This window comes from Streptomyces sp. NPDC001492 (genome assembly GCF_053597275.1).
In genome coordinates this window covers 1-24,434 of record NZ_JBSFHW010000018.1, presented here as the reverse complement: position 1 = coordinate 24,434, position 24,434 = coordinate 1, and the positions used below count along the sequence as shown (strand labels likewise).

The 24,434-nt window shown below is 69.1% G+C and carries 23 protein-coding genes; 20 read left to right on the top strand and 3 right to left on the bottom strand.

Translation table 11 applies throughout. The annotated features are described in order from the left end of the window. Positions 1-221: 221 nt before the first annotated feature. The 4 genes from ACWC1K_RS22860 (at position 222) to ACWC1K_RS22845 (ending at position 4,700) form a co-directional block, all read left to right on the top strand. A complete protein-coding gene (locus tag ACWC1K_RS22860) occupies positions 222-2,126 on the top strand; it encodes an ABC transporter ATP-binding protein (protein ID WP_450833795.1) in 1,905 nt (634 codons plus the stop codon). A gap of 273 nt (positions 2,127-2,399) precedes the next feature. Further along, entirely contained in the window at positions 2,400-3,413 is a 1,014-nt protein-coding gene (locus ACWC1K_RS22855; protein ID WP_450833793.1) for an NAD(P)H-dependent glycerol-3-phosphate dehydrogenase, read from the top strand. Between the two features lie 81 nt (positions 3,414-3,494). Further along, positions 3,495-3,620, top strand: coding sequence for a hypothetical protein (locus tag ACWC1K_RS22850; protein ID WP_450833791.1), 126 nt, complete (start codon positions 3,495-3,497; stop codon positions 3,618-3,620). 183 nt (positions 3,621-3,803) lie between these two features. Beyond that, a complete protein-coding gene (locus tag ACWC1K_RS22845) occupies positions 3,804-4,700 on the top strand; it encodes a 6-carboxytetrahydropterin synthase (RefSeq protein WP_450833789.1) in 897 nt (298 codons plus the stop codon). Positions 4,701-4,793: 93 nt separating this feature from the next. Here the strand turns inward: ACWC1K_RS22845 and ACWC1K_RS22840 are convergent, their stop codons facing one another. Beyond that, a complete protein-coding gene (locus ACWC1K_RS22840) occupies positions 4,794-5,429 on the bottom strand; it encodes a DUF6417 family protein (RefSeq protein ID WP_450833787.1) in 636 nt (211 codons plus the stop codon). Positions 5,430-5,718: 289 nt separating this feature from the next. Here ACWC1K_RS22840 and ACWC1K_RS22835 point away from each other — a divergent pair, with 289 nt between their 5' ends. From ACWC1K_RS22835 to ACWC1K_RS22805, 7 genes are all read left to right on the top strand, one after another. Next, positions 5,719-6,477 (top strand): hypothetical protein, encoded by a 759-nt coding sequence (locus tag ACWC1K_RS22835; RefSeq protein WP_450833786.1) that lies wholly within the window; start codon positions 5,719-5,721, stop codon positions 6,475-6,477. A 235-nt stretch (positions 6,478-6,712) separates the two neighbouring features. Further along, on the top strand, positions 6,713-8,464 hold the full coding sequence (locus tag ACWC1K_RS22830; RefSeq protein ID WP_450833784.1) for a hypothetical protein: 1,752 nt from the start codon (positions 6,713-6,715) through the stop codon (positions 8,462-8,464). Between the two features lie 258 nt (positions 8,465-8,722). Further along, positions 8,723-9,385: a hypothetical protein gene (locus tag ACWC1K_RS22825; protein WP_450833782.1), complete on the top strand. Its 663-nt coding sequence runs from the start codon at positions 8,723-8,725 to the stop codon at positions 9,383-9,385. 211 nt (positions 9,386-9,596) lie between these two features. Next, positions 9,597-10,415, top strand: coding sequence for an NUDIX domain-containing protein (locus tag ACWC1K_RS22820; RefSeq protein ID WP_450833780.1), 819 nt, complete (start codon positions 9,597-9,599; stop codon positions 10,413-10,415). 276 nt (positions 10,416-10,691) lie between these two features. Then, positions 10,692-11,354 carry a hypothetical protein gene (locus ACWC1K_RS22815; RefSeq protein WP_450833778.1) on the top strand — a complete coding sequence of 221 codons (663 nt, stop codon included), beginning with the start codon at positions 10,692-10,694 and terminating at the stop codon, positions 11,352-11,354. 104 nt (positions 11,355-11,458) lie between these two features. After that, complete coding sequence (locus ACWC1K_RS22810; RefSeq protein ID WP_450833777.1) at positions 11,459-13,141, top strand: restriction endonuclease fold toxin-2 domain-containing protein; 1,683 nt, start codon at positions 11,459-11,461, stop codon at positions 13,139-13,141. Between the two features lie 73 nt (positions 13,142-13,214). Then, positions 13,215-13,622 (top strand): hypothetical protein, encoded by a 408-nt coding sequence (locus ACWC1K_RS22805; protein ID WP_450833775.1) that lies wholly within the window; start codon positions 13,215-13,217, stop codon positions 13,620-13,622. Between the two features lie 161 nt (positions 13,623-13,783). Here ACWC1K_RS22805 and ACWC1K_RS22800 read toward each other — a convergent pair whose 3' ends face one another. Continuing rightward, positions 13,784-14,617, bottom strand: a complete 834-nt coding sequence (locus tag ACWC1K_RS22800; protein WP_450833974.1) for an MmyB family transcriptional regulator — start codon at positions 14,615-14,617, stop codon at positions 13,784-13,786. A gap of 432 nt (positions 14,618-15,049) precedes the next feature. Between ACWC1K_RS22800 and ACWC1K_RS22795 the strand changes: the two genes are divergently transcribed. From ACWC1K_RS22795 to ACWC1K_RS22785, 3 genes are read left to right on the top strand one after another with little or no spacing between them, the layout of a single operon-like run. Next, positions 15,050-15,580: a hypothetical protein gene (locus ACWC1K_RS22795; protein ID WP_450833774.1), complete on the top strand. Its 531-nt coding sequence runs from the start codon at positions 15,050-15,052 to the stop codon at positions 15,578-15,580. 3 nt (positions 15,581-15,583) lie between these two features. After that, positions 15,584-16,699 (top strand): MAB_1171c family putative transporter, encoded by a 1,116-nt coding sequence (locus tag ACWC1K_RS22790; RefSeq protein ID WP_450833773.1) that lies wholly within the window; start codon positions 15,584-15,586, stop codon positions 16,697-16,699. 30 nt (positions 16,700-16,729) lie between these two features. Further along, positions 16,730-17,932: an amidohydrolase family protein gene (locus ACWC1K_RS22785; RefSeq protein ID WP_450833772.1), complete on the top strand. Its 1,203-nt coding sequence runs from the start codon at positions 16,730-16,732 to the stop codon at positions 17,930-17,932. Between the two features lie 41 nt (positions 17,933-17,973). Here the strand turns inward: ACWC1K_RS22785 and ACWC1K_RS22780 are convergent, their stop codons facing one another. Continuing rightward, positions 17,974-18,936 carry a helix-turn-helix domain-containing protein gene (locus ACWC1K_RS22780; RefSeq protein ID WP_450833770.1) on the bottom strand — a complete coding sequence of 321 codons (963 nt, stop codon included), beginning with the start codon at positions 18,934-18,936 and terminating at the stop codon, positions 17,974-17,976. 760 nt (positions 18,937-19,696) lie between these two features. On the opposite strand from ACWC1K_RS22780, the gene ACWC1K_RS22775 reads away from it, so the two are divergent. The 6 genes from ACWC1K_RS22775 (at position 19,697) to ACWC1K_RS22750 (ending at position 24,264) form a co-directional block, all read left to right on the top strand. After that, on the top strand, positions 19,697-20,599 hold the full coding sequence (locus ACWC1K_RS22775; RefSeq protein WP_450833768.1) for a helix-turn-helix domain-containing protein: 903 nt from the start codon (positions 19,697-19,699) through the stop codon (positions 20,597-20,599). Between the two features lie 5 nt (positions 20,600-20,604). Further along, entirely contained in the window at positions 20,605-21,294 is a 690-nt protein-coding gene (locus ACWC1K_RS22770) for a zinc finger domain-containing protein (protein ID WP_450833767.1), read from the top strand. A gap of 145 nt (positions 21,295-21,439) precedes the next feature. After that, positions 21,440-22,066, top strand: coding sequence for a WhiB family transcriptional regulator (locus ACWC1K_RS22765; RefSeq protein WP_450833766.1), 627 nt, complete (start codon positions 21,440-21,442; stop codon positions 22,064-22,066). Beyond that, positions 22,063-23,745, top strand: a complete 1,683-nt coding sequence (locus ACWC1K_RS22760; protein ID WP_450833764.1) for a hypothetical protein — start codon at positions 22,063-22,065, stop codon at positions 23,743-23,745. Before ACWC1K_RS22765 ends, ACWC1K_RS22760 begins: the two co-directional genes overlap by 4 nt. Next, positions 23,742-23,933: a hypothetical protein gene (locus ACWC1K_RS22755; protein ID WP_450833763.1), complete on the top strand. Its 192-nt coding sequence runs from the start codon at positions 23,742-23,744 to the stop codon at positions 23,931-23,933. Before ACWC1K_RS22760 ends, ACWC1K_RS22755 begins: the two co-directional genes overlap by 4 nt. A 43-nt stretch (positions 23,934-23,976) precedes the next feature. Then, a complete protein-coding gene (locus ACWC1K_RS22750; protein WP_450833762.1) occupies positions 23,977-24,264 on the top strand; it encodes a hypothetical protein in 288 nt (95 codons plus the stop codon). The last annotated feature ends 170 nt before the right edge of the window (positions 24,265-24,434 follow it).

The window sequence follows — 24,434 nt, the reverse complement described above, 5'->3', positions numbered from 1 at the left end:
CCGGCCGCCTGCGCGGCGCGAGACTGGGCGGCTGGAGATACGGCTCAAACACACGCGTTCGAAGCCAGACGTCGCGTCGTTATTCCGGTCATCATCAGCCGTTCCCCCCAAGTCGGCACTGGAGGTGCCCAGTTGCCCGTAGTTCAGGCTGCCCCGAATGATCCCCCCTCGACCGCAGGACCATTTGCGTTTGTCCCCCGGCCAGGTCTGGGAGGTGGCGCGTGAGTGCCGAGCCGACGCCCACGGCGGCGTCTGAAACCGCGGCGCCGCGCCGGTTGCCGCCTCCTCCGCCTGCCGAGCTGCGCTACGGCGGCCGGCATGCCAAGAATCCCCTGACAGATGCGTCGTTCGGGAAGATGTGCCGACGGCTTCCGTCGGTACTGGCCCAGACCGCGCGGATGGCCTGGGCCATCGACCGGCAGGCCGTGCTGCTGCTGGCGGGCTGCCAGCTGGCCATCGGTGTGAGCGCCGCCGTCCTGCTCACCGCCACTTCCCGCGCGATGCACTGGATCCTCGCCGCCGGCGAGGAGGCCGACCGGCTCCATCAGGCACTGCCGGCCCTGCTGGTCATCGCCTGCGCGTCGGCGGCCGGGCGGGTGGCAACCGCCCTGTCCTCGTACGCGGACGGCCGCATCACCCCGCGACTGACGACCGAGTCCGACTGCGCCCTGGTGGCGGCGGTGTGCCGGATGGAAGCCGCCGCGCGAGCGGAGGACGGCTGCGCGGACCGGCAGGAGGCGGCGGAGATGGGGGTGGTCCGCAGCCACGTGATGGTGCAGGACGCCACCCGCTTCACCGCCGCTGTCGTCCGCATGGTCAGCGCGAGCGGGGTGCTGTCCGTGCTGCACCCCGTGCTGCTGCCACTGCTGCTGCTCGCCGTCGTCCCCGCCGGCGTGGGCGCGGTACTGCACGCCCGCGTCAACTACGAGACCCACTACGCCAACGTGGGCGACCGCAACGTCCGGCAGAACCTGCGCGGCTGGGCGACCAGCGCAAAGTTCACCGACGAGATCCGCGCCAACGGCATGACCTCGTACCTGGTGTTCTGGTACCGGTCGATCTCGGAGCGGATCGACGCTCGTACCCTCGCCGCGGCACCGAAGATGCTGCGGATCGTGCTCGCCAGTTCGGCAATCGGCGGCATCTTCCTCGTCGCCACCTGGGCGGCGCTCGCCTGGCTCGCAGCCAGCGGACGGATCGAGCCGTCGATCGCCGCGACCGCCGTCATCGCAGTACAGACCGCGCTCGCCGCCCTCAGCCAGCTCGTCATCTACGGCGCAGCCATGTTCCACACCTCCCTCTACCTCGCCGACATGGCAGGCTTCCTCGACTACGCCGCCCAACGCGCACCCGACCGGGGCGACTTCACGCCGAGCCGCCCGGTGGAGGAGATCCGACTCGACGAGGTCGTCTACCGGTATCCGGGCAAGGACACCCCGGCCGTGGCAGGCGTGTCACTGGCCGTACGCAGCGGCGAGATCCTCGCCGTCGTCGGCGAAAACGGCTCGGGCAAGTCCACGCTCACCCGGCTGCTCGCCGCGATCTTCCTCGCGGACAAGGGAAGCGTCCTGTGGAATGGCCGGGACGTCGCCGACATCGACCCCGACAGCCTGTGGGAGCTGTCCGGGCTGGTGCCGCAGAACTTCGCCCAGTGGCCGCTGTCCGTCCGCGACAATGTCACCCTCGGCCAGCCCCACGAATGGAGCGATGACCTGGTGTGGCGGGCCCTGGAAGAGGTCGGACTGCGCGAGGCCGTCGAGGAACTCCCCGACGGCCTGGACACCCTGCTGGCCCGGGAGCTGTGGGGCGGCACGGAACTCTCCGGCGGCCAGTGGCAGCGTCTGGCCTGCGCACGAGCCCTGTACCGCAGGTCAAGCCTGCTGATCCTGGACGAGCCGACCAGCCAGATGGACGCCCGCGGCGAGCACGCCATCCTCGAAGAGATCAAGACCATCGCAGCAGACCGGATCACGATCGTAGTGACCCACCAGCTCGTCAACGCCAAGATCGCCGACCGGATCATCGTCATGGAACACGGCCGGATCGCCGAGCACGGCACGTACGACGAACTCGCCCACGGCGGCGGCCTGTTCGCCGAGCTTCTGGCCCTGTCCACCGACCGCTGACCCCACCACCCCCTGTTGCCGCGCCCCGGACCGGGGCGCGGCGGCTGCGCCCTGTGCCCGCCCTACGGACGGCAACTGCTCGAAGCCACCACCCGCTGCGTTACATGCAAGGGCACAGTCGTCCTGGGCCAGGTCACTGCCGTGGCTATCGCCCACAATGCCGGGATGCCGCGCGGTCCTGCTGGCCCTGCGGCGCGGCACGAATGCCCCGGCCGCACCCGGTGCGGCCGATACGATAACCGGGCCCGGCCACCCCGACGAGAGGACCCAGGCGTGACCCAGCGCCGTTTGGCCCGTGCTGCGGTGTTCTCCGCCGGGTCCTGGGGCACTGCCGTCGCCAAGATCCTGGCCGACGCCGGCACCGACGTTGTTGTGCACGCCCGCCGCGGCGAGATCGCCGACACGATCAACACCCGGCACCGCAACCCGGGCTACTTCCCGGACGTGGAGCTGCCCGCCGCCCTGACCGCGACGACCGACCCAGCCGCCGCGCTGGACGGCGCGGACTTCCTGGTGCTGTCCATCCCCGCGCAGACCCTGCGCACCAACCTCGCCGCGTGGGCGCCGCACATCGGGCCCGACACCGTGATCGTGTCGCTCATGAAGGGCATCGAGCAGAGCAGCCATCTGCGGGCGAGTCAGGTCATCACCGAGGTGACCGGCGTCAGCGCGGACCGGGTCGCAGTGCTGTCCGGCCCGAACCTGGCCCGCGAGATCATGGACGGCCAGCCCGCCGCAGCCACCATCGCCTGCGCCGACGACGGCGCCGCCCACCGCTTCCAAAAGGCATGTCGCACGGGCTACTTCCGCCCCTACACCAGCACCGATGTAACCGGCTGCGAGCTGGGCGGGGCAGTGAAGAACGTCATCGCCCTCGCCGTCGGCATCGCCTCCGGCATGGGACTTGGCCACAACGCACAGGCCATGCTCATCACCCGCGGGCTGACGGAGACGACCCGGCTGGCGGTGGCCATGGGCGCCCACCCGGCTACCCTCGCCGGCCTGTCCGGCCTGGGTGACCTGGTGGCCACCTGCTCCTCGCCGCTGTCACGCAATCGCACGTTCGGGCACCACCTCGGCAAGGGGCTGAGCGTCGAAGAGGCAACGGCCGCCACCCGGCAGACCACCGAGGGCGTCAAATCCGCCGAAGCGATCCTCGCCCTGGCCCGCGCCCACGCCGTCGAGATGCCGATCACGGAAGTCATCTCCGCCCTGCTGCACGAGAAGGTCACTCTCGACGAGGCCGCGGCCACGCTGATGCAGCGGCCCCCCAAACCCGAGCACTGACCCCCGGGCGCCCCACCACGCGGGCCGCCCCTCTCCACCTTCACCCTCCCAACCCGGAGGTTCCTGCCACTGCACACATCCGTGCTGTCCGCTGTCCAGATCGCCGTCACCCTCGGCCTGGTGGCGTGGGTGATCACCGGCTTCACCCCTCTGCCCGGCCGCTGGCTGCGCTGGAAGATGTTCGCGCACATCGGAGGCGGAGAATGACAAACCAGCACGATCCGGCCCGCCAGTCTTCCGGCCAACTTCGGTGTTCGATCACAGCGGTGCCTTGTGATCGTCTAGCGTCTAGGGCAAGGGCGTTGACGGGCTGCCCCAGGCCGTCCACAACACGAGGTCCTGCGGCGGTCATTCAGGTCGGTCCTGATCGAAGTCTGTGGGGAGAAGCCGATGATGACGTTGACCCGCGAAGGCGACTTCGCCGCGGTTCACACCCAGCAGACCTTGCCGTCCTGGCACCTATGCCACCGTCCACACCAGCATCAGTGGGCGGTACAGCTGGAGGTCGTCGCCGAGGACAATCTCACCGACGACGAGTCGGCCGCGGTGCACACCGCCTTCGCCGAGTTCGACGCCTGGATCGAGGAGCACCTGCACCTCCAGTACCTGAACACGCTGGACGACTCCCTGGCGAAGAACTGCGGGGCCTGGCAGCTGGGCAAGTGGATCTTCGCCACCTGGGCGGGCCGGGTGCCGCATCTCGCCGCGGTGCACGTGCAGGGCCCGACGAGGGACCACCCGACCGACCCCTCACCGCGGCCGACCGAGCGGTACGTCGTCACCTACCGCCCCGAGGACGATCCGTCCTACGGCCGCTATCAGCTGGCCAACGACGACATCCAGGTCGCCGGGGTCGACGTGTCCTGGCAGGAGTCCTGGTGGGGGCCCGAAGGGGCCCGGACCATGGAGATGGTCAAGCACGTCACGGTGCGCTTCGCTGAGGGCCATCACCCCTACGCCCGCTGGCGTCTGGACAACGTCCTGTCCGAGTCCATCGCCCCGGACGACCAGCTGCTGTACGTGGAGTCACTCACCATCGAGTACCGGTACGCCGCCGAGCGCACGCTCTACGGCAGCCGGCTCCCGGCCCAATGGTGGGCTTGCGGCACCGATGCGAAGACCGTGCACACGCACGAGTCCGGTCAGGTCATCGAGCCGCGCCGCGAGCAGAACCTGTACACGCTGGGCTCCGCGGACATTCCCGCCTGGCTGCAGTCGCTGCAGCAGACCTACCTGCCCGGACCGCATGAGGTGCCGCCTGCGCCGCCCTCGGCCGTGCACTCCTGAAACCGTGTGCTTGGCCGGGCGGTGATGCCGGGCAGCCGCCCGGCGCACCCCTGCCCACCTGGACACGCGCCCGAGCACCGTGGGGTCTAGGGCTCATGCATCGTCCGCGCCGCTGGTGCGCCGGCCCAGCATGACGGGGAGCGGGGTGCCGGTCGCCGGGGCGGTCCGGTACACGACGTTGTAGTCGCGGGCGAAGCGGTTGGCCTCGGCCTCCGAGCGGCTGAGCCGGTGCAGGTAGAGCGCGTATGCGACCGAGGTGGTCTGCTCCTCGGTCAGGCACAACTGCCAGCAGTTGCCGCTCCGGCTGAACGGGGCAGTGCGCACCCGCTCGGCGAGTCCCTCGGCCGGTCCGACGGCCAGGTCGCGGGCGAGGCTGACGAAGACCCGTACGGCGTCCATCTGGGCCGGCCGTAGCTCCACGAGCCGTTCTCCGGGCCCGGGTTCGGGCCCGCCGGTGGGCTGCAACGGGCGGGCGTGCGCATAGATGCGAACGTCACGGCCGTAGGGGGTCAGCCGCGCTGCCCAGCGCACGGGCCGGGCCAGGCGCGCGGACATTTCCGCGCGGATCTGTCTGTCCGCCAGCTCGACCAGTCCCTCGCCCACCAGCGCCTCCACCTGCTGCTGGAGAGGTACGGGCACCGCTTGGTCCAGCACCCACGCCCCGTGCGCGGCCTGCTCGTGCTCCCACAGCACGTCCAGCATGGCGATTCGCTTCTCGGAGTTCCTCAAGCCGTCCCCCTCTTCGCCTCGATCGACAGCGGGCACGTTCATCGTCCTTGACGATGGCTCGTGTTGCTCTGCATCCCCTGCGACGTCACTCTGGTGAGTTCGTCGTCGGTGATCGGCACACAGACCGGCGAAGGCGGCAGCGCAGGCCACCGCGCCAGGTTTCCAGGATCGCGGCGTGGCGGGCTTTCACCCGGGGAACAGGGGTGCAGCTGCCCTCGGTGACATCGGCGAAGGCGCCGGAGGGTATGGCGTACGGTGGCTCAAGTACCGGCAGGCAGGAGGGTGTTGGATGCAGGACGCAGCCAGTGGCGAGCGACTGTGGACGGGACACGTCCGCATCGACGCGCACGTCGTGGACGACACCGGCTCGGAGCTATCCGTCCGCCTGAGCCGGCACGCGCCCGAGCCGCTTCCGCAACCGGATCAGACACTGCTGGCCCGCTTCCTGACCACTGTGACCCCCCGCCCTAACGACAGCGGGCACGGCGCCGGGACGCTCCCGCGTGAGGCGTTGACGTCACCAGCGGTCGCCGCGTGGGTGGGCGCCGGTGAGGCGCCCGAACTCGTCGTGGACCGGTTCATGGCGCAGCTGCCCTATGCGCGTGCGGCCGGCGCTCTGATCGACGAGAGCACCTGCCGCATCGGGCTTCGCTCGGCCCTCGCGCCGCCGGACGACGACCGCGGCATGCTGCTCACCATGACCAGCGAGACTCCCTCGCCCCCGGTGGAGCTGTTTCCCGCCCTGCTCTACAGCTGGCTGCAGTGGTCGTACCGCGAGGCCAACCCGTCGTCCGGACGTCCGCAGACGGCGTTGCCGCCCAGGAGCGGAAACCTGGACGACTACGCGGCCCAGCTCGCCGGCTGGCTGGAGACGGCACTGCAACAGCACCGTGACCGTCCATCCGTGCCCCCGGTCGAGCCGGTGCGTCCCTTCCATGTGAACCTGGTCGAAGACGGTCAGCTCTTCCGGGTGCGGGTGCACGACTTCGACTACACCCGCTGGCCCGACCAGCCGACCCGGCACGGTGACGGCCTGAGCCCGGAGTGACCCGCTCCATGCGCAGCCGGTAAAGGCCAGTCCGGGCTGGACGTGGTGTCCGGGCCGCCAGCGGCTTCGAACACGGAGCCGGGCCAGTTGTCCACCGGCGCCGGTACTCGATGTGTGCGCCGTACCGTGGTGCCCGCTGACGAGATGCGGATACGGGGGTGCCCCCGCTGTTCGGGCCACGTGGGAGTATGCGGCAGCGAGACAGTGTGAACTCGTCGGCTGAGGAAGGCGCGGCATGACAGGGCAGCAGTGGACTCTGGCAGTCACCAGGGCGCAGCAACTGGCGTCCGCCGCCATGGCCGTCACCGACAACAACTGGGAATACACCGGCACCCGTAACGTGCTGGCCATCGCCCTGGCCGCGCTGGGCCGCCAGAGCGCGGGCGGCGTAGAGGCAGTGACGCTCGGGTCGCTGCTGTGGCATCTGTCGCGCTTGGACGGCGGTGTCCGACAACTCGCCATCCCCCTGGTCGGCGAGGAGCTGGCCCTGGCCACGGACACGGACCCCGCCACGGTGGACGACAGCAGTGATCCGGTCCTCGCCGCCTGGCTGTGGCTGACCCGCACCTGGCCCGCCGACCCCCACCAGCCTCTTTCGAAGGATCGGTGGGATGGCATGACGCGCGGTCTCGCCCGCGATTCTGCGGAGCCGGCCGTCGTGGTCTGCCGCGGCCTGGCTGTTGACGCGGTCTGTCATGCCCTGGAAGAGGAGCTGCACGGGCCCCTGGCTGCCGGCACCGAAGTGCAGGGCGTCGGCGGGGAGGCCGACGGCGCCACCGGCACGGTGATCGCCCCCGCCTGGTTCTTCGACGACGAACGGCGCGACCTGTCGGGCGGTCCCCTGCCGCACGGCTACGAGGTGCAGTTGGCCGAGCCCGCTGCCGACAACACGGTGATCTGGCGCACCGCGGCGCTGCAGGTCGTTCTGGACGAACAGGCGTGGGAGGAGATGCACCGCAGCGCCTACGGTCTGGATGCCTGGACCCGGGCCGAGCGCCAGGCATGGGTCCTGACCCAACGGCACATCGGCTACCACGCCGACGACCTCGACCTCTACGCCTCCGGCGCCTCCTCCACTCCCGAGGCGGTGAGCGAGCGCGAGGACACGTGGCTGCCCGCGAACCGGCTTCTGGCGCTGGCCGTGTGGCGTGCGGCCCGCCGCGAGGGGCGGCTGGTCGACGACGTGGATCTGACCCACCCCCTGTGGTGGCTGGGCGGCGCCCTCCACGAACGGCTCTTCGCCGACCCGCTGCCCGCCTGGGATCCCGCGCCCGTCCTCGGCTCGTGGCAGGAGCTGCGGGAGCGGGAGGACGAACTGCGGGATGCGGCCCGGGGGATCGCGACGTGGCATCAGCTCCGCGACCTGCACGACAACCGTGCACTCCGTGACACCCAGGACACCGCCAGCCTGCAGCCCCCGCCGCTGCTGCTGGGCGACAGCTGCCGGGACCTGAAGTCCGGACCGTTCCGTGACGGACAGCCGCCGCGGTGGCAGTCCGCCGTCGAGTACGCCACCAAGGCCGTCGCCGACGCCATCGACAAACTGCACGCCGGAGAGTGGACACCCCACACCCAGGCCCGGCAGGCCGCGGCCGAACTGCTGCCCACGCTCCAGGCGCCCCCCGACAGCCCCGAACTGCCCGCCCACATCGGCGGGCCGGCCTGGATCCAGCGGGCCGTACGGATCGGACACCTCCAGGCCACGCTCCGGACCGTCCAGGACCACCACAGGGGCGAGGCCGAACTCGACGTCCAATCAGCACCCCTCGGCCTGGCGCTCGGTCTGGTCTGGAACGCCCTGGACGACAGCGCGCCGGCTCTGTCCGGCCTTGAAGAGCTGTGGGCACAGCGGCAACACGATGTGGCCCGGTGGGAACGCACCCACCTTCCCCTCGCACTGCGCGCGTACATCCGCGCCCTGGAAGAGCTCACCTCCACCCTGGGCACCCTGTGCTTCGACCTGTACACCGGCCATTCCACCCGCTAGACACTCCGCACGATCAGGCAACTTGATCGGGACGGGCGCCAGGGCGCTCGGCCTCCCGAGGGAACGGCCTAGGTTGGGTCCCGGGACGAAGTTCTTCGCCCCTCTTCACGATCGAACCCAGCGAGTGGGACGCGCCAGGCTGTAGCCAACGCGCCCGAAAACCGGCGCGAAGCAGCCCCGCCTGCCGGGCTGTTGAAGGACGAGCACCGGTGCGACCGCCGGACGCACGCACCAACGTAGGGTGAGCGTGTGGTGGACATGAACAAGAGCACGGGCTGGCAGATCGCGATGATCCGCGCACGCGAGCACTACATGCTCGACACCCCTCCGGGCAGCCTGCTCGCCCTCACCCTGCATCTGATCGCCCTCCGCGATGAGATCGCCGCCGACGACGTCTCGCTCGCCAACGTGCGCTACGAGCTCAACGATCCCGCCGCACTGCACGAGGCCCTCAACGCCCACTGCCCGCCACTCGCCATGCCCGAGCCCCCCACCTCCCTGCACGCTGTACCGCACTGGCCGCGCTACCCCGCCACGGACCCGGTCCAGATGCGACGGGCCTGGCTGTTGACGAACGCGAGCGGGCCAGACACAACCCCCACGGCTTGGCCAGGCGACGCCGCCCTGATCGCCTACCCCGACACAATCCAGGGCGCCTCATTCTTCCCCCGCGCGGTGGACTCCCTCCGCGGCGTGCTGGACGAGACACTCCTCGCACAGGTCGGCGGCCTCCCCCTCCGTTCCCAGGCACAGGTGCTCGGCGGCCCCGATGACGGCCTTCAGGGTTTCGTCGGCGGCGTGGTCTGGAACCTCGACGACGCTCGCCGGTGCGTCACCGTACCCGCCTCATACCGTATCTACGGCCACGGAGCCGATGCCCGCATCCCTGCCGATGCACTCCACCCGCTTCCTGGTGGCTGAGGGCAGCGACGGGAGCGCGCCGACGCCGAAAGGACCTGTGGCAACCAGATCGCCATGAGCGGGGTCGGCACAGGGTTCTCCAGCCCAGCGCGCCGCCACGGCCGACCGGCGCACCGCAACTGTCCGAACCGCCGACCGCGTGGACGCGCAGACTCCCCGGGATCACCCGACAGGTCCAGGACAAGGCGCTAGGGCATTAGGGTCCCTGAGCATGAACAGTGACGGCCGATGGCACAAGCGGGCCAGCCGGATCCTCTTCGCTGGCGGGCCCAACAACCGGATCCGCCTCGCGGTGGATGAGGCCGTACGGCCCGACGGCACGACAGTCTCGTATCCGCACGTCGTCGCGCCCGACTCGGTCCGGGTCTTGGCCGTACGTCGGGGTCAGGTCGCGGTCGTTTCCCAGCAGCACTACCTCCACGATGCGGAGATCACCGATCTGCCCGGCGGAATGGTCGAGGAGGCGGAAAAGCCGGTGGACGCCGCCCGCCGCGAACTCGCCGAGGAGACCGGCATCGAAGCCGGGTGGCTGTATCCCCTCGCCACCGTGGTCACGGCACGAGCGGTGACCACGGAGAAGGCCCATCTCTTCCTTGCCCACGGCTGCACCCAAGGACCAGCGTCCCTGGACGCCGGCGAGGCCCTGCGCACGCAATGGCGCTCCTGGCATGAGCTGGAACAGACCGATGTCATGGCCCTGCTCTCCGGCACACCGACGGTGATCGCCGACGCGGCGTCGCTGGCCGCGATCCAGCGAACGGCCGTGCTCCTGCGGGCCGTTGGCGGCGCTCTGCCCCTTGCCGACGACGACCTGCCACGCGCCGCCTGGGCGGCCTACACCGCGCTCACCGGACTCGACCCCTTCGCCGATCACCGCCTCGGCATGGTCTGGCTGGACCTCGCCCTCGGCCGCACCGCGCAGGGCCAGGCCATCCTGACTGCCCTCGAAACCGCGTGGGGCACCGAAGAGTTCACCGCGGCCTGGGACCTCGCCGCCGCGCAATTGGCTGCACTGGCTCAGACGCAGTAGCGCACCGACGGAGACACGCCCAAGCGGCCGAACCCCCCTTGCCAGTCGGTGAAGTTGAGCGGTGCCGTATGCACCCCCCAGCAAGGCAAGCACTACGGTGGAGAGACCACGGCAAAGGCAATAGGAGCCCGGCAGTTGGACGACGGATACCGCGAGGCAGAGCCCTTTGAGTCCGAGCCTGCCGCACCTTTTGGAGAGAAAGAGTGGCGGTTCACCCCTCCGCGCCTGATCCTCGTCGAATGGCATGACCTCCACGCCGACTGGCACAACAGGGTCATGGCCGACGAGTTGTTCGCCCCGCCGTCCTATCTCCCCAAGGCTGGAGTCGAGGCGCTCGCCTGCCCCTGCGGCAACTACAAGCAGCTCACCGTCATCGGATCCTGGGACGGGCCGCTGACCCTCGAATGCCCCTGCTCCAGCCCCTTCCGTGCGACCTCCGACGCGCCCTGGGCCGTGAACCTGCTCAAACGGCTCATCCTGTGGCACGCCGACGCCACCTCGGAACTGCGCCAACTCAACGAGCTCATCATCGAGCAGCACACCGCGCACCAGATCTACCGGGACAGGGTCACCGACCTCGTCGAAAACCGGGCCGCCGCCAGCACGGCACACGACCTGCGGGCCCTGATGCACGCGCCGCTCCCAGACCGCCACCTTCTGCCCCTCGCCCACGCGGTAGCGCGACGCGAAGAGAAGGAAACCCGCCCCACACGGCTGGGGCGGGCACTGCGGGAAGTACGCCTGACGCCGGAGGGTGAACGCCCCCGCTACGCAGGCGGGCCCCTCACCCGCTACCTGATCCGCGCGATGACCGCACTCCTCGGCTCAGGCGACCGCGACCTGATGTTCACCGAGGACGGCCGCCGCCTTCTGGACACCATCGACCGCGTAACTATGGATGTCCAAGAACACGATCCGGGTCCTACCACGCTTCGGTGATGGCCGGGTCACTCGCCTGACCTGGGGTACCGCACTTTCTGCGCTCCGGATCCGGCCGACACCGATGGTCTCGCGCCACATGAATCCCTGCCGTACGGACCGGGGTGAACATCTTCGGTTCCGGTGCGGGGGCATTCACTGCCGTGATTGCTCATCCGTCGCGCTCCGAAGCCGTCGCCTTCTCCGATGTCCGTTCGCATCCGTGTACGGTTTCCCTGAGTGCAGGTCAGGCTTCACGGGGAGGGATGTTGGATCTTCGGCATCAGACCGAGAACTTCGTCAATGCGTCCTGGTCGCTGGTGGATCTGCGTGACCTGATCTACAACATGCTCAGCCTGCTCTCCAGCGAACTCAGCGAGCACGGGGGCATGGCCGGCGACGATGAAGCGGGCCGGGCCTTCGCTACCGTGTACAAGGCGGCCGTGAAGACGGTCTTCGACAAGGCCGGGTTCGCTCATCAGGTGATGGCCAATGGGGCGGGGGCGCTTCTCAAGTCGGCCGAGGCATACCTGCGGCAGGAAAGCCGTATCGCGGCCGAGCTCCTCGGTCAGAGCCCTCAGGGGCCGGACATCGGCGCGCAGCCATCAGGCCCTGACTGCTCCCAGCTCGGCAGTCACCATGCCGAGGACTTGCCCGAGGTCGTTGGTGAGACGAGCGGCGTTGATCAGTACCTGTTCAACGAGCGTTTCCTCGGGCAGCCGGACAAGTGCCGTGCCGTGGCGGGGACCTGGCGGGCCGCGTCCAAGATTCTCCATGACGCGTACTGGGATGCCGAGTCCGCATGGCAGCGCGCCACTCTCGACGAGGTCGGCCAGACCGCCGACAGGGTCGAGGAGTTCTTCAGGAAGTTCGTCGGCAAGAGCTCACCGCCTACCGAGGTGAGCGAGGACGAGACCCTCATGGCAAACCTGCCCACCGCCTGCAGGATGATCGCCAAAGCCTGCGACGCCTATGCCGATCACATAGAGACCGCCAAGCGGCGGCTGCCGTATGAGGAGACCGACCCCACCGGCGAGGTCCTCTGGCCGTGGGAGCAGCCGAGGTTCGGAGGGGACGGTCACGACGGCGGACTGCACGAACTCGTCACGAGTGACATGCAGATCGCGGCGCTCGGCAAGATCCCGCCGGCTCTGGACAGCTCCAAGGCGAAGGTGAAGATGCCGCGGCCGGACAACGACAGCCCTGTGCCCGGGCTGCCCCCGTTCCTGGCCCCCCTTACTCGGGTCCCGCTCCTAGTCCCTGCCGTCTTCCGCCCGGCCAACGGCCCGCGCGTGCAGCCCATCCCTCCGGGCATACCGCCCAACCCCCGCTTCCCTCCACTCACACCAGGGCAGCGGAACAACTTCCAGATGTGGCTGAACTCCCTGCGGCAAGGCGATTTCTCCGGCGGCCGGCCAGCTGAGGTCGCCTACCAACGGCGGGTCGCCGGCTATCCCGAGTACGAAGTCCACATCCCGCCGGGAATCAGCCCCAACAGCACGCTGATGGTGGACGGATTCCGCGACGTCGACGGGATGGCCGTCGAGGCGAAGTACGTGAACAAACCGGACCAGCGCTGCTACCGCTCTCTGGAAGATCTCCGCAAGAACCATGCCACCGGTGACAGAGACTTCCTCTACGACAAGGACCGAGTAGAGCTCCGCAAGTACGCCGCCGCCTTGCATGACCCGCGGAACACGGAGATGCGGGGCGTCGAAACCGTCACCAACAACCAGGAAGCAGTCCAGTACTGGCGCATCATGATGGCCGCCTACGGAGTCAGCGGCCAGGCCCGCTACGTTCCCTGACACCACCCCATACCGCCGCACAGGAAGCACCGCAGCCACGATGGAACCCGCAGAGATCGCGGAACTCCGCACCATGTACGTCTTCACCCCGCATGAGGGGCAGAGCTGGGGCCTGACGTTCGAGAGCCTCGAAGCCAAACTGCGCGAGCGGAACCCCGACGAGTTCATCCGAATCGAAGCCGGCGGGCCGGTCAGAGGCTCGTCCATGCACTTCGGCATCACCCTTGCCGACGAACAGATGGAGGGCCTGGCCCGACTGTCATCCGAAGGGGTAGCCGTTCTGGACTGCAACGCCCACTTGGCGGCCGAGTTCGCGCTCTGGCTCAGGGAGTGCGTGGTACCGACCGGCATGACGGTCATGTTCAACACCGAGTGGGGGCTGGAGGGCGACATGCCGCCCACGCCGGTTCCCGACGCGCCTCGGCCGGATATTGTTGCCGCCTTTGTCGCCCACATCGAGGAGACCGGCGGCCTCGACTAGTCGGGCGCGGGGTTTGTTACTCGTGGCCCGCGCTCCGTTGGACCGCCCATTGTGGTTCCGCCCCGACCGGAGGCACACGGCTCTGCGCACATTTGCTGCCCTTGATAAGTCTGGCTTCTCCTCTGTTGGCGCACCTTCAGGGGCGCGAACTTGACGTCGTTTCAGCCGGTGGACACCAGCTCTGCAGGCGTGATTGCGATCAGTCGGCAGGCGGGCACCTCCATGGGCGTGAGTGACACAATCCGTATGGCGAACTCTTTATCTTCCTGCTGCGGCAAGTAAAGACGGCGTGGTGAACTCGACGCTGGATGGATGACGGCCGGCAGATCGGGAGCGTTCCACAGTTTGCACACAGTCGGGTCGAGCCGCACGGTTTTAATGACTTCCTGAAGCCGTTCGTCGTTTGGCCACTGTTCTGCATTGACCCGGAGCGCCGCAATCGTGGGCAGAGCCCAGTCTGTCTGCCAGTTGATGAGCTGAGCCCGCGCTCCCGGCCATGTCAGCACCCATTCCACGACGTTGGGGCCGGAACCCATCCACGGAAAGTACTCCTGGATCTTCTCGTTGCATGCGAGGACGTCCCAGCGCTGGTCGCTGAGGTAGATGCCCCAGGTTTTGCTCTGCTCGACTAGGGCCAGCAAGGCAGGCGGCAGGAGTTGATTGGGAGGGCTCGCGAGAGTGGCGGCCGGCGACCGGCCACGGGCGATGCGATAGACGATGACCCATTCATCGTCGTCCAGAGCAAGGACGGCGCGGATCCGGTGGAGGAACCCGTCACTGTAGTTCGCTGGGCGACCCGATTCGAGGGAGTTGTACCACCGGCGACTGACGCCTGCCAGTTGCGCGGTCTGATCCTGGGTGATCCCGCGAGCGAAACCTGTACCGAACATGGACGTAAACCCCGGTATGTCCGATGTGTTTCGACGTGCACGGGCTTGCCTCAGTATGCGGGTGAGGAGGAGTGACCCTTCACCCCCGTCGCTCGTAACGTTCACATAACGTCCATTAGCGTCCACGGGTGGGATTCGCGTCACAGGTTCACATTTTTCCACGGCGCCACCCGCCGCCATGGCCACTCGTCATGCGGGTTTGAATTTTGGCCAGTTGAAGCCCGCACTCGTAACGGACAAGTGTTGGTTGAAACAGTGACCGTCCGGCTATGAGAACTGCCAGTTCTCATCTACAAGATAAGCACGGCCTTTGTTTCCTGTGGCTTTCGAGATCCGCCAATAGGGTTATTGCCGCCAGGGGATACGCCTTCTGGCCTAATCCGGCTCGGAGGGAGAGCCTCGACCAGCCGGCAGGAAGGGATTGCTCATATGTCTCTGAGAGAGGGCCTCCCCGACGCTCAGGAATCTCCGGTGTCGGCGCGCGAGAGAGCTAGTCGCCGCCGATGGGTGCGGTGGCGTACGGCGGAACGGCGGACGGTGGAACGCGACCTCCACCGCCGGCTCCGGAAGGAGCTGCGCAGTCTGGGTATTCACGCGCCGCTGGATGTGGAGGAGCTGGCCAAGGCGCTCGGTGAGCGGCGCGGCCGTCCGATCGTTCTTCGCCCGGTCCCGCTGGAGGTGCCGGGGCCGTCGGGGCTGTGGCTCGAGATGCCAGAGGTGGACGTCATCGTCTACCAGCAGGAAACGACCCGGCTGCACCAGCTCCAGATCATCCTCCACGAGCTTCTCCACATCATCGTCGCAGAGTGGGAGGGTGACGTCGCGGCGGAGTCTGCGATCGACTTCGTGGAGGAGTGGGCTGCCCTCATCCCTATAGTCGATCCGAAACTGATCCGGCGTGTATCCCTGCGCTGCTCGTACGAGGACGAGCAGGAGTGCTCGGTCGAGCTCGCGGCGACGATCATCCTGGAGTGGTCGTCGGTGGTCGACGAGCTCCCGCCGTTGTCGGAGGACCCGGAGGTCCGCCGTGTGCAGGCTGCTCTGGGTGACCGGCGGGGGTGGCTGTAGGCCATGGCGAAGTACCTTCCGCTGGTCATCGCGGCTGCCGTCGTGTGGAGACTGTTTCTGTGGTCGCGTGCCCCGCGTGACGCTCCCACCAGGTCCGTTGCCCTCACTCTGCTGAGCCTGGGCCTGTCGCACGCGGTGGCCAGGCCAGGGGGCGCCCATGGCCTCGACATCATGGCGGGGCACAACATCACGCGCCTGGTCCAGAACCTGCTTCTGCTGCTCGCGTGCTACTTCCTGATGTGCTTCTACCTGTACTCGGCCGACGGGCCGCCGGCTCGGCGTCGAGCCCGGGCGGAGGGCGTTGTCGTGGCCTTGGTCTCGGTAGTGATCATTGTGGCGGCCCTGACGGTACCGCTGGGGGCGCTGAGCGGGCCGAGCCGCACGATGGACATGACGATCCCGCAGGTCGCCGTCTTCTACCTCTGCGCGGGCCTGTACATGACGTACGGGATCGGGATGGCCGGATGGTGGTCCGCCCGCTATGCCCGCAGGTCGCGTCGGCCTCATGCCACCGGGCTGTGGATCACCGCGATCGGCCTTGGCTCGCTGGCAGTGGCCTGCGGTGTCCGCGCGGTCTTCACCGTCGTCCGCTGGAGCGGAGGATCCGTGCCGCGCCCGCTCACAACCTCGGCGGCAGCGTTGTTGACGGTGTCGAGCCTGCTCTTCGTCGTGGGCATCACCTATTCGGGCCTGCGTGCGAGAATCACGGCCACCCGGCTATGGCTGCGCCGGCGCCGGGATCACCGCCGGCTGACCCCGCTGTGGGAACTGCTGACCGGGATCAATCCGAAGAACGAGCTGAAGCCTGCGTCCCGCACAGCGTGGGATCGGTGGCGTGCCCGTGGCGTGCACCGCCGATACCACAGGCGGATAGTGGAATGCCGCGATGGACTGGTCGATATCAGCCCCTATCTAGCGGCTGGGGACGAGGAAACCGACCTCCTCAGCCTGGAGCCGGCCGAACTGGCCAGACGGCTCCGGCGTGCCTGCGCCACGATCCGGCAGGGCGCCCCCGCTCCTTCACGGCCCGTACCTCTGGCAAGGTCGAAGGGGGATGACCGGGACTCGGATGTCGACCAGTTGATCGCGGTGTCGGAGGCACTGCGCCTGATCGCGTGACCGTGGAAAAGACAGCGAAGGCGAGGCAACATGCTGATCACCGCCGACCGGGTTCTGACCGGCTCTGGGACGTACCTTGAGGACGGCGCCGTCCTCATCGACGGTGACCTGATCACCGCCGTCGGGCCTCGCGCGCAGGTCGCCGGCTCCCCCGGCGCACAGGGCGCCAATCTCTCGTTTCCCGGTGCCACGGTGATGCCCGGGCTCATCGACGCCCACGTGCATCTCGTGTTCGACGGTGGCACCGACCCGTTGGCCGCCTTCAACGACTCGAGCGACGAGAAGCTGCTGCACGACATGCGCCGGCGTGCGCAGCAGCTCCTGTCGAGCGGCGTGACAACGGTCCGGGACCTCGGGGACCGCAACGGCCTGGTACTGCGCCTGCGCGAGGAGATCAGCCAGGGCTCCACCGCCGGACCCCGCATCGTGTCTGCGGGCACACCGTTGACCATTCCCGGAGGCCACTGCCACTTCCTGGGCGGTGAGGTCTGCGGCGAGGAGGCCGTCCGTGACCAGGTGCGGCGCAACGTGGCAGCAGGTGCCGGAGTGATCAAGGTGATGGCGAGCGGCGGCGGTCTGACAAAGGACGGGCCCAAGAGCTGGCAGAGCCAGTTCTCGGCTGACGAGCTGAGGGCCCTGGTGGACGAGGCGCGGCAGGCCGGCGTGCCGGTGGCCGCGCACGCTCACAGCGCTGACGGCATCGCAGCAGCCGTGGCTGCCGGCGTGGACACCATTGAGCACTGCACGTGGATGACCGAGGAGGGCTTCGGCCTGCGCCAGGACGTTCTGAAGGAGATCGTCGATCGGGGCATTGCGGTCTGCCCTGCCGTCAGTCCTCACTGGCAGATGGTGGCGCGCCATTTCGGCGACGAGCGGACGCGAATCCTGTTCGGGCAGGTCCGGCAGATGGCCGAGGCCGGTGTCAGGCTCATCGCCGGTACGGACGCCGGGGTACAGCGGACCGGGTTCCACGGGTCGCTGGCCGGGGCGCTCGGTTTCTACGCGCATGTGGGCATGCCGACCGACAGGGTCATCGACATGGCCACCGCCCACGCGGCGGATGCTCTCGGACTCGGCGGGTCAGCGGGCCGCATCGCGCCCGGGCACTGCGCCGACCTGCTGGTCGTCGACGGCGATCCCCTCGCCGACCTTGCGGCGCTCAAGGAGATCCGTGCCGTGATCACGGCAGGACGCCTGCACGAGCCGGGCTCGTCGGCAGAGCAGAAGCGGTAGCTGCACGGCCGGTCGCCGGGGACACAGGCCCCGGGGCCGGTCTACTTTCCGGCTTCCGCCTCCTTCTCCTGCATCTCCGCCACCAGCTCGTTGACCAGCGCCATCATCCGGGGAGACAGGCCCTGGGGTCCCAGACCACGGGCCTTGACCCTTCCGATAGCTCCTTGCTTGGCGGCAGCCAGCAACTGCAGCCCTTCATAGACCTGCGCGGCAACAGCCTCATCGGACTCGAAGTACAGCGGTGACACGCCGACAACGGCGGCCAGGGCAGGCAGCACTGCCGGAGGTGCCGTCTCCGTGATGCCGGTCCGCAGATCGCTGAAGTCCTCCGCGGTGAGGATGTCCGCCCCCAGCTGGGCATTCACCTCGGCCGCTATCTCGGCGTCCGACGGAGGCCCTTGAGGCCCCGGGTACGAACGCTGCAGGATGAGGGTGATCTTCTCGGCGAGCGAGCCCGGCGGCCTGCCCAAGTCCGCAGCGGCGCCCTGCTGCGTTCCCGGGTCCACTTCCCCGCGTTTTCTCTCCTCCGCTGCGGCGAAGGAACGGTCCTCGGCCCTCCGCAGCTCCTCCTCGCTGACGCCGTACCTCGCCGCCAACGCCGGGATGTACCCGTCTTTGAGACGGCGGTCGCCCTTCTCGGCCGCCTTGACCGGTCCTGCGCTCTTGGTCCCAATCACCCCGGCCGTCTCGTTCAGGTAGACGCCGGCGTCACAGCGCAGATCAGCCAGATCGGGCAGGCCCATCCGCGGAAACAGGTCGTCCAGGTCACCTCGGAGCGCCGCCGCATATGCAGGCAGCTTCTCTGGATCGGGCGAGGCGTGGCCGGCCTCCCAGTTCGCCACCGCCGAGTTGGACACGCCCATGTCAGCCCCCACCTCGCTCTGGAGGCGTTCGGCGGCTCGCCGTACCGCGCGAGCGCGGTGTCGGTCGAAGTGACGGGCAGGCATCGAACCTCGCTTTTTCTCTAAGTTGAAGTGGATGCATCTTGTTGACTTTTTCTGCAACGGGGAATAGGTTCAGCGTAGCGAAAAAGGGGTGCCTTCGCATACCTGCTGGCCCTCTGGATTCGGCCTCCCCACCAGCCCCGCAGGCCCAACGGAGAGGCCCGCGCCGCCTTCGAGAGGTCCCCCTCTCCAGGCCGGAGCGGCACACCCCGCCGCGGGTCGGAGGCCGCTAGCGCCACGCACTGCGCCGGGTAAACGTTTCCCCCCACGCCGTCAGGAAGTGTCGACCATGCCGCAGCCCTCCTTCAGACCGAGCGGCCAGCCCGCTTGGTGCATGCGCCGTGTGAGACCGAGCTCTGTGCGACTTGTAGAGAGTCCTTTAGCAAGGTCTGGATCTTGCCGCAGCGCCTGCATATGTTCGTCGTCCCTCGCCGGGTGCCACGCCCGGCGGCAGACGACATGAGGAGCCGTGTGCGGAACGATCAATCCAGTCGCGTGACGTAGTCCTTGAAGCCAGCGACGGCGCCCATGGAGCGGCAACTCCTGGACGCCGAACGCCACATGACACTCCTGCCCCTCCAGGGGCGGAGATTTACCCGCCTTCGCCGCACCGGACCTTTCCACGGGCACCCCGGCGCGGGATTCACTACGCAGGAGAGTCTTACATGTCGCCTGCCCTGCGCAAAAGGCCGGTGCCCCCGGTCAGCGCGGCAGCCAACTCCGCTTCCCCACATGGCCACCTGCCCGCACGCCGGCTGCTCTGCGCCGGGACCGCTCCGGCGCAGGGCCTCGGAGCGCGCTTCGATGCGGCGGTGTCCCGATGAGCCGGGACGCCCGCGAGTGGGCGTGGGACGGCAGCACCAGCCGCGGGAACGCCCGCTTGGTCCTGCTGTCGATCGCCGACCGGATACCCGACGAGCAGTGCGTCGCCTGGGCATCCCTCGGCTCTCTGATGCGGCGGACGAACGCCAGCCGCAACGCCGTGCGCGGCGCGATCGCTGCACTGGCCGAGGCCGGTGAGTTGGAGGTGCTCGACGACTTCGAGGGCCCGCAGCACAGCACGGTCTACCGGCTGCCACGCGCCGCTGCGTGGCTCGCCAAGGTCGCGGCGGCCAGGAGGGACGACCCCGACGCCTATGTCGAGCCGCTGACGGACGCCGATCCGGTGCCCGAACTGGGCCACGAGCGGCTGCGGAAGCACGGTATCTGGCCCAAGACCGGGTCGGAATCCGACCCCCATCGTCAGAATCTGACCGGGTCGGAATCTGCACCCCCTCGTCAGAACCTGACCCCTCCCCGGGTCAGAGTCCGACCCCCCTCCGGGTCTGAATCTGACCCCCAGAACCGTAGTGAACCGAAGGTGAACCGTAGGTACAGCAGCAGTGCTGCCGACCTCATCTCCGCTCAGGACTGGCAGGTCGACGACGCGAGCCTGTCCTGGGCCCAGCAGCAGGGGCACCTCGCCCGCCTCGGCGAGCACGGCCTCCGGACCGCTGATGCGAAGTGGCGCCACCACCGAGCCGCCTGGAGCCCTCGCCCCGCCGCGGCCTGGGCTGCCGACTGGCAGTCCTGGATCGCCCGTGAGCACACCCCCACACCGCAGCGCCCGAATCTCTACGCCCTGCCCGGCGGCAGCCCCGCCCCGCAGACCGGCATGACCAAAGCCGACCTGCACATGGCCGCCCTGCTCGCCGCCGTCGACGAACCGACTGGAACGGAGTAACTACCTTGGACCGCCGTGAAGTTGCTGCCGTGCTCACCTACGTCGGCCGCCTGGACCCGCGCACCATCCGCACCGACGCGGGCGAGGCCCGCGACCAGCTCGCCATGTGGCACGAGCTGCTCGGCGACGTCCCGATGGCCACCGGCCAGGGCTGGGACGTACGCGAGACCGTCCGCAAGCGCATCGTGAGCTCGCCGTACCCGATCCTGCCGGCCGACGTGGCCCGCGAATGGCACGCGCACCGCCGCGAGCGTCTGGCCCGGCACACCGACCCGACACCCGTGGCCGACCCGGACAACCCGCAAGCCTGGCGGGCGGAGCTGCTCGCGGCGCGCGACGCCGTGGCAGCCGGGCACACCGCGCCGTCGGCACACCGCGGGATCACCGCCGGACGCCACCGGCCGGGCCTGAAGGACCAGCTGGCCGCCGTAGGCTCCTACATCCCGCCCGCCGTCCGCGCGGAGCTGGCCCCCTACCGCCCGGCCCGCGCCGCCCGCGAAGCCGCCATCGCCGCCGGGGGCCCCGACGTCCTCGCCGTGCCGTGTGAGTGGTGTCACGCCGACAAGGGCGAGCCCTGCCGCCGCCGTCGCATCACCCTCGACGGCACCGCCCGGGGCAGCGCTCCGCGCGCCACCGCCCACCCCGGCCGCATCGACCGCGCCCTGGCGGCACAGGCACAGGCGTCCGCCGCCTGACCGCAGCCCTCCTTCTCTACAGACACGTTTCGCCCTGCGTACGGCCCAGCCGTACCCCGAGCCCGCCTTGCAGCGTCCCGCCGCACCCCAGCCACCACTGGTGCCGAGCGACCCGCGCCGACCGAGGCGACTTCCGGAGACTGCCTTGCGCCACATCACCACCAACGACACCCCCACCCCGACCATCCGGGGCATCGCCGACCACAGCTGGCAGGAACGGGGCCGGTGCCACGGCCTGCCGGCCAAGGAGATCGACGAGCTGTTCTTCCACGCGGCCCGCGACCGCGCGGCCATCGACGCGGCCAAGGCCATCTGCGGCAGCTGCCCGGTGAAGAAGGCGTGCTTCGACTACGCCCTCGACAACGAGATCCGCCAGGGCATGTGGGGCGGGCTCACCGAGGACGAGCGCCGCCCCTGGCACGCCAAGGTCAACAAGCGCCTGGACTACAGCCGGGTGAAGGCCGCCTTCGAGGGGCGTGACATCCACCTCAGCGACGCCGAGCGCGAGGCCGTCACCCGCCACGCCTATGTCCGCGGCTGGAGCCCCGAGCGCCTCGCTTACGCCCTACGGCTCGAAAACCTCGACTGGGCGCGCGACCTGATGCGCAACGCCGCCCACGCCGTCGCCGACCGCGACCGCTACTGGGACCAGGCCGACGGAACCGAGTCGGCCGACGAGACCGCTGAGGACGAGGACGTCGCCTCGCCGGTGCAGGTGCCCCGCCAGGTGCAGACCGACTCCCTGATCGCCGCTCTCCGAAAGGCCGCATGACTCACCCCATCGCCCTGTCCCTGCCCTACGGCATCGAACCCGTCTATGTCGTCACGGCCGTCGGGCTACTAGCTCTCGCGCTTGCCGGCTGGTCGATCCGGCGTAACCGGAACCGGGCGGACGGCAAGCGCGTCGGCACCCCCGCGGTCTGGGTCGCGGCCCTCGCCGCGCTCAACTGCACCGTCTACTCAGGCGACACCAGCTGGCGGTTCGCCGCCGACTACCTCGACATGGCCGGCACGGTGGAGCGGGCCATGATGTTCAGCGCGGGCGAGGCGGCGCTGTTCGCGACCGCGCTGATGGCCCGGCAGAACCTGAAGACCCAGGGAGCGCCCGGCCTGCCCGGCGCCCTGGTCTGGGTGATCACCGGGGTTCAGGTTATCCCGGCGTACGCCGAATCAGGCACGGTGGGCGGTACCGTGCGGGCCTTCGTCGGTCCGGTCATGGCGGCCGTGCTCTGGCACCTGGCCATGGGCATCGAGCTGCGGCTGCACAAACCGGACGCCGCCTCGCAAGGACTCCTGGCCACGCTCGGACGCGAAGCGCGGGAGCGGCTCCTCTCACGCCTGGGCATCGCCACCCGCAACCGCGATGCCGCGCAGATCACCAAGGACCGCGCGACTCGACGGGCAGTGGCCTTGGCCTCACAGCTGGCCGGGATGTCGGCAGCGGATCGCGAGAAGGACACCAGGATCACGCGTCGGCTCCAGTCGGCTCTCGCCCGAGCCGGGGTCGGTACCGATCCTCAGCAGCGTCAGGCTCTCCTGGAGCAGCTGGCCGCCCGCCGGCACGCGGTAGACCTCGCCACCATCGATCTGCCGTCGCCCTGGGCCCAGTCCGTGCACGGCTGCCCGGACTCCGATCGCGAGATCCGGTCCCCTCTCGGCCCGTCCCCGGTGACGCTGCCGACGGGTGAGAAGCAGGTGAGTTGGTGGCTGAGCGCCGTCCCCAACGACGGTCTCCAGAACCGCGGGGACGGGGACCGTACGGAATCGGGGACGGGGACGGAAGCCGAAGGGGACCATCCCCACACCGTCCCCAACGACAACGGGGACCGCGTCAATGAGCCCGAGTCAAGCCTGTTGAGCGAGGGCACGGCGGCGGCGATCGGGGACCGAGGGGACGCACCCGCCGGGGCCGAAAAGGCCGACGCCGACACCGAGGGCAATGCCGCGCACGACCGCGAAGCCGCTGCTCAAAGCGGTGCAGGACCGTCCTTCGCAGCCGTCCCCAACGGCGACGAGGCCCGGGAACACCCGGACACGGAAACGGGGACGGAGGCGGAAGGGGACCGTCCCCACACCATCTCCAACGACAACGGGGACCGCGAAAACCCCAACACGGAAACGGGGACGGAAGCCGAAGGGGACCGTCCCCACACCGTCCCCATACGCCGGAAGCCGACGCCCAAGACGAAGGCGCAGCGGAGTCGGCCGGGCGGCGGGAAGCCCAAGCGCCCTCGGCGTAAGCAGCTGAGCCTCGAAGAGACGGCCGAGCTGGTGCGTCCCCACATACCCGCACTGCTGGAGCGCGACGGAAATGCGGTCATCACGCGCCCGCAGCTGCGGGAGATCCTCCGCTCTCTGAACCTCGCGGGCGGCCGGAACGAGAACATCACGCGGCTCCTGCAACTGCTGCGAGATGAGGCGGGCACCGCGACAGGGAGGACGGCCCGATGAAGACCTGCCACAGATTCGCCACCATCAAGGCCGACTTCGAACGGGACGCGCGCTTTCTGCGCGGTTACGCCGAGCGCCACGAAGGATCCGCGCTGGCGAAGACCAGCGCGAAGAACGCGGTCTCGGTGAAGCGGAACATGGCGCGGGCCCTGAACACGCACCTCGACCGCTGTCGCGAGTGCGGCTGACGCCTGCAAAGAAGCAGGTCGCGCGCCTGACTCCGCATTCCGCATGGTGGCCCGGCCTCGGTCGGGCCACCGCTCCTGCCACGGAAGGTTCGCCATTTCTGCCCGCCACCCGCGCACGCGCGTCCCGTCGATCGCCGAAGCCGGCGCCTGGGCGGACGTGCTCGTGCACCACCAGCTGCTGTACGCAGCCGTGCTCACCCCTACCGGCCAGTGGCTCGTCCAGGACCGGCTCGAATCGCCCGTCCGGGTCCTCGCCGGCGCGACTGCCATGGTCGATCTGGCCGCCGAGATCCAACAGCGCATCCGTACCACGAGGAGCAACACTCGATGACACATCCGACGACAAGCCCCTCTTCCGCGCCCGATGAGCCGGAAGCCAACTCGACCTCAGCGGGAGCAAGTTGGTGCGAGAGTCGGACTCCCGTTGGGCGAAGCCAGCAGGGCGCGCAGCAGGTTGCCGTGGAGGAAGACCTGGCGGCGGCGCCAGCGGTCAAGCAGGAC

Coding starts and splice junctions, on each gene's coding strand:
- ACWC1K_RS22845 (WP_450833789.1), top strand. CDS start 3,804: ATGATGACGTTGACCCGCGAAGGCGACTTCGCCGCGGTTCACACCCAG.
- ACWC1K_RS22835 (WP_450833786.1), top strand. CDS start 5,719: ATGCAGGACGCAGCCAGTGGCGAGCGACTGTGGACGGGACACGTCCGC.
- ACWC1K_RS22830 (WP_450833784.1), top strand. CDS start 6,713: ATGACAGGGCAGCAGTGGACTCTGGCAGTCACCAGGGCGCAGCAACTG.
- ACWC1K_RS22825 (WP_450833782.1), top strand. CDS start 8,723: ATGAACAAGAGCACGGGCTGGCAGATCGCGATGATCCGCGCACGCGAG.
- ACWC1K_RS22820 (WP_450833780.1), top strand. CDS start 9,597: ATGAACAGTGACGGCCGATGGCACAAGCGGGCCAGCCGGATCCTCTTC.
- ACWC1K_RS22815 (WP_450833778.1), top strand. CDS start 10,692: ATGGCCGACGAGTTGTTCGCCCCGCCGTCCTATCTCCCCAAGGCTGGA.
- ACWC1K_RS22805 (WP_450833775.1), top strand. CDS start 13,215: ATGTACGTCTTCACCCCGCATGAGGGGCAGAGCTGGGGCCTGACGTTC.
- ACWC1K_RS22790 (WP_450833773.1), top strand. CDS start 15,584: ATGGCGAAGTACCTTCCGCTGGTCATCGCGGCTGCCGTCGTGTGGAGA.
- ACWC1K_RS22785 (WP_450833772.1), top strand. CDS start 16,730: ATGCTGATCACCGCCGACCGGGTTCTGACCGGCTCTGGGACGTACCTT.
- ACWC1K_RS22775 (WP_450833768.1), top strand. CDS start 19,697: ATGAGCCGGGACGCCCGCGAGTGGGCGTGGGACGGCAGCACCAGCCGC.
- ACWC1K_RS22760 (WP_450833764.1), top strand. CDS start 22,063: ATGACTCACCCCATCGCCCTGTCCCTGCCCTACGGCATCGAACCCGTC.
- ACWC1K_RS22755 (WP_450833763.1), top strand. CDS start 23,742: ATGAAGACCTGCCACAGATTCGCCACCATCAAGGCCGACTTCGAACGG.
- ACWC1K_RS22750 (WP_450833762.1), top strand. CDS start 23,977: ATGGTGGCCCGGCCTCGGTCGGGCCACCGCTCCTGCCACGGAAGGTTC.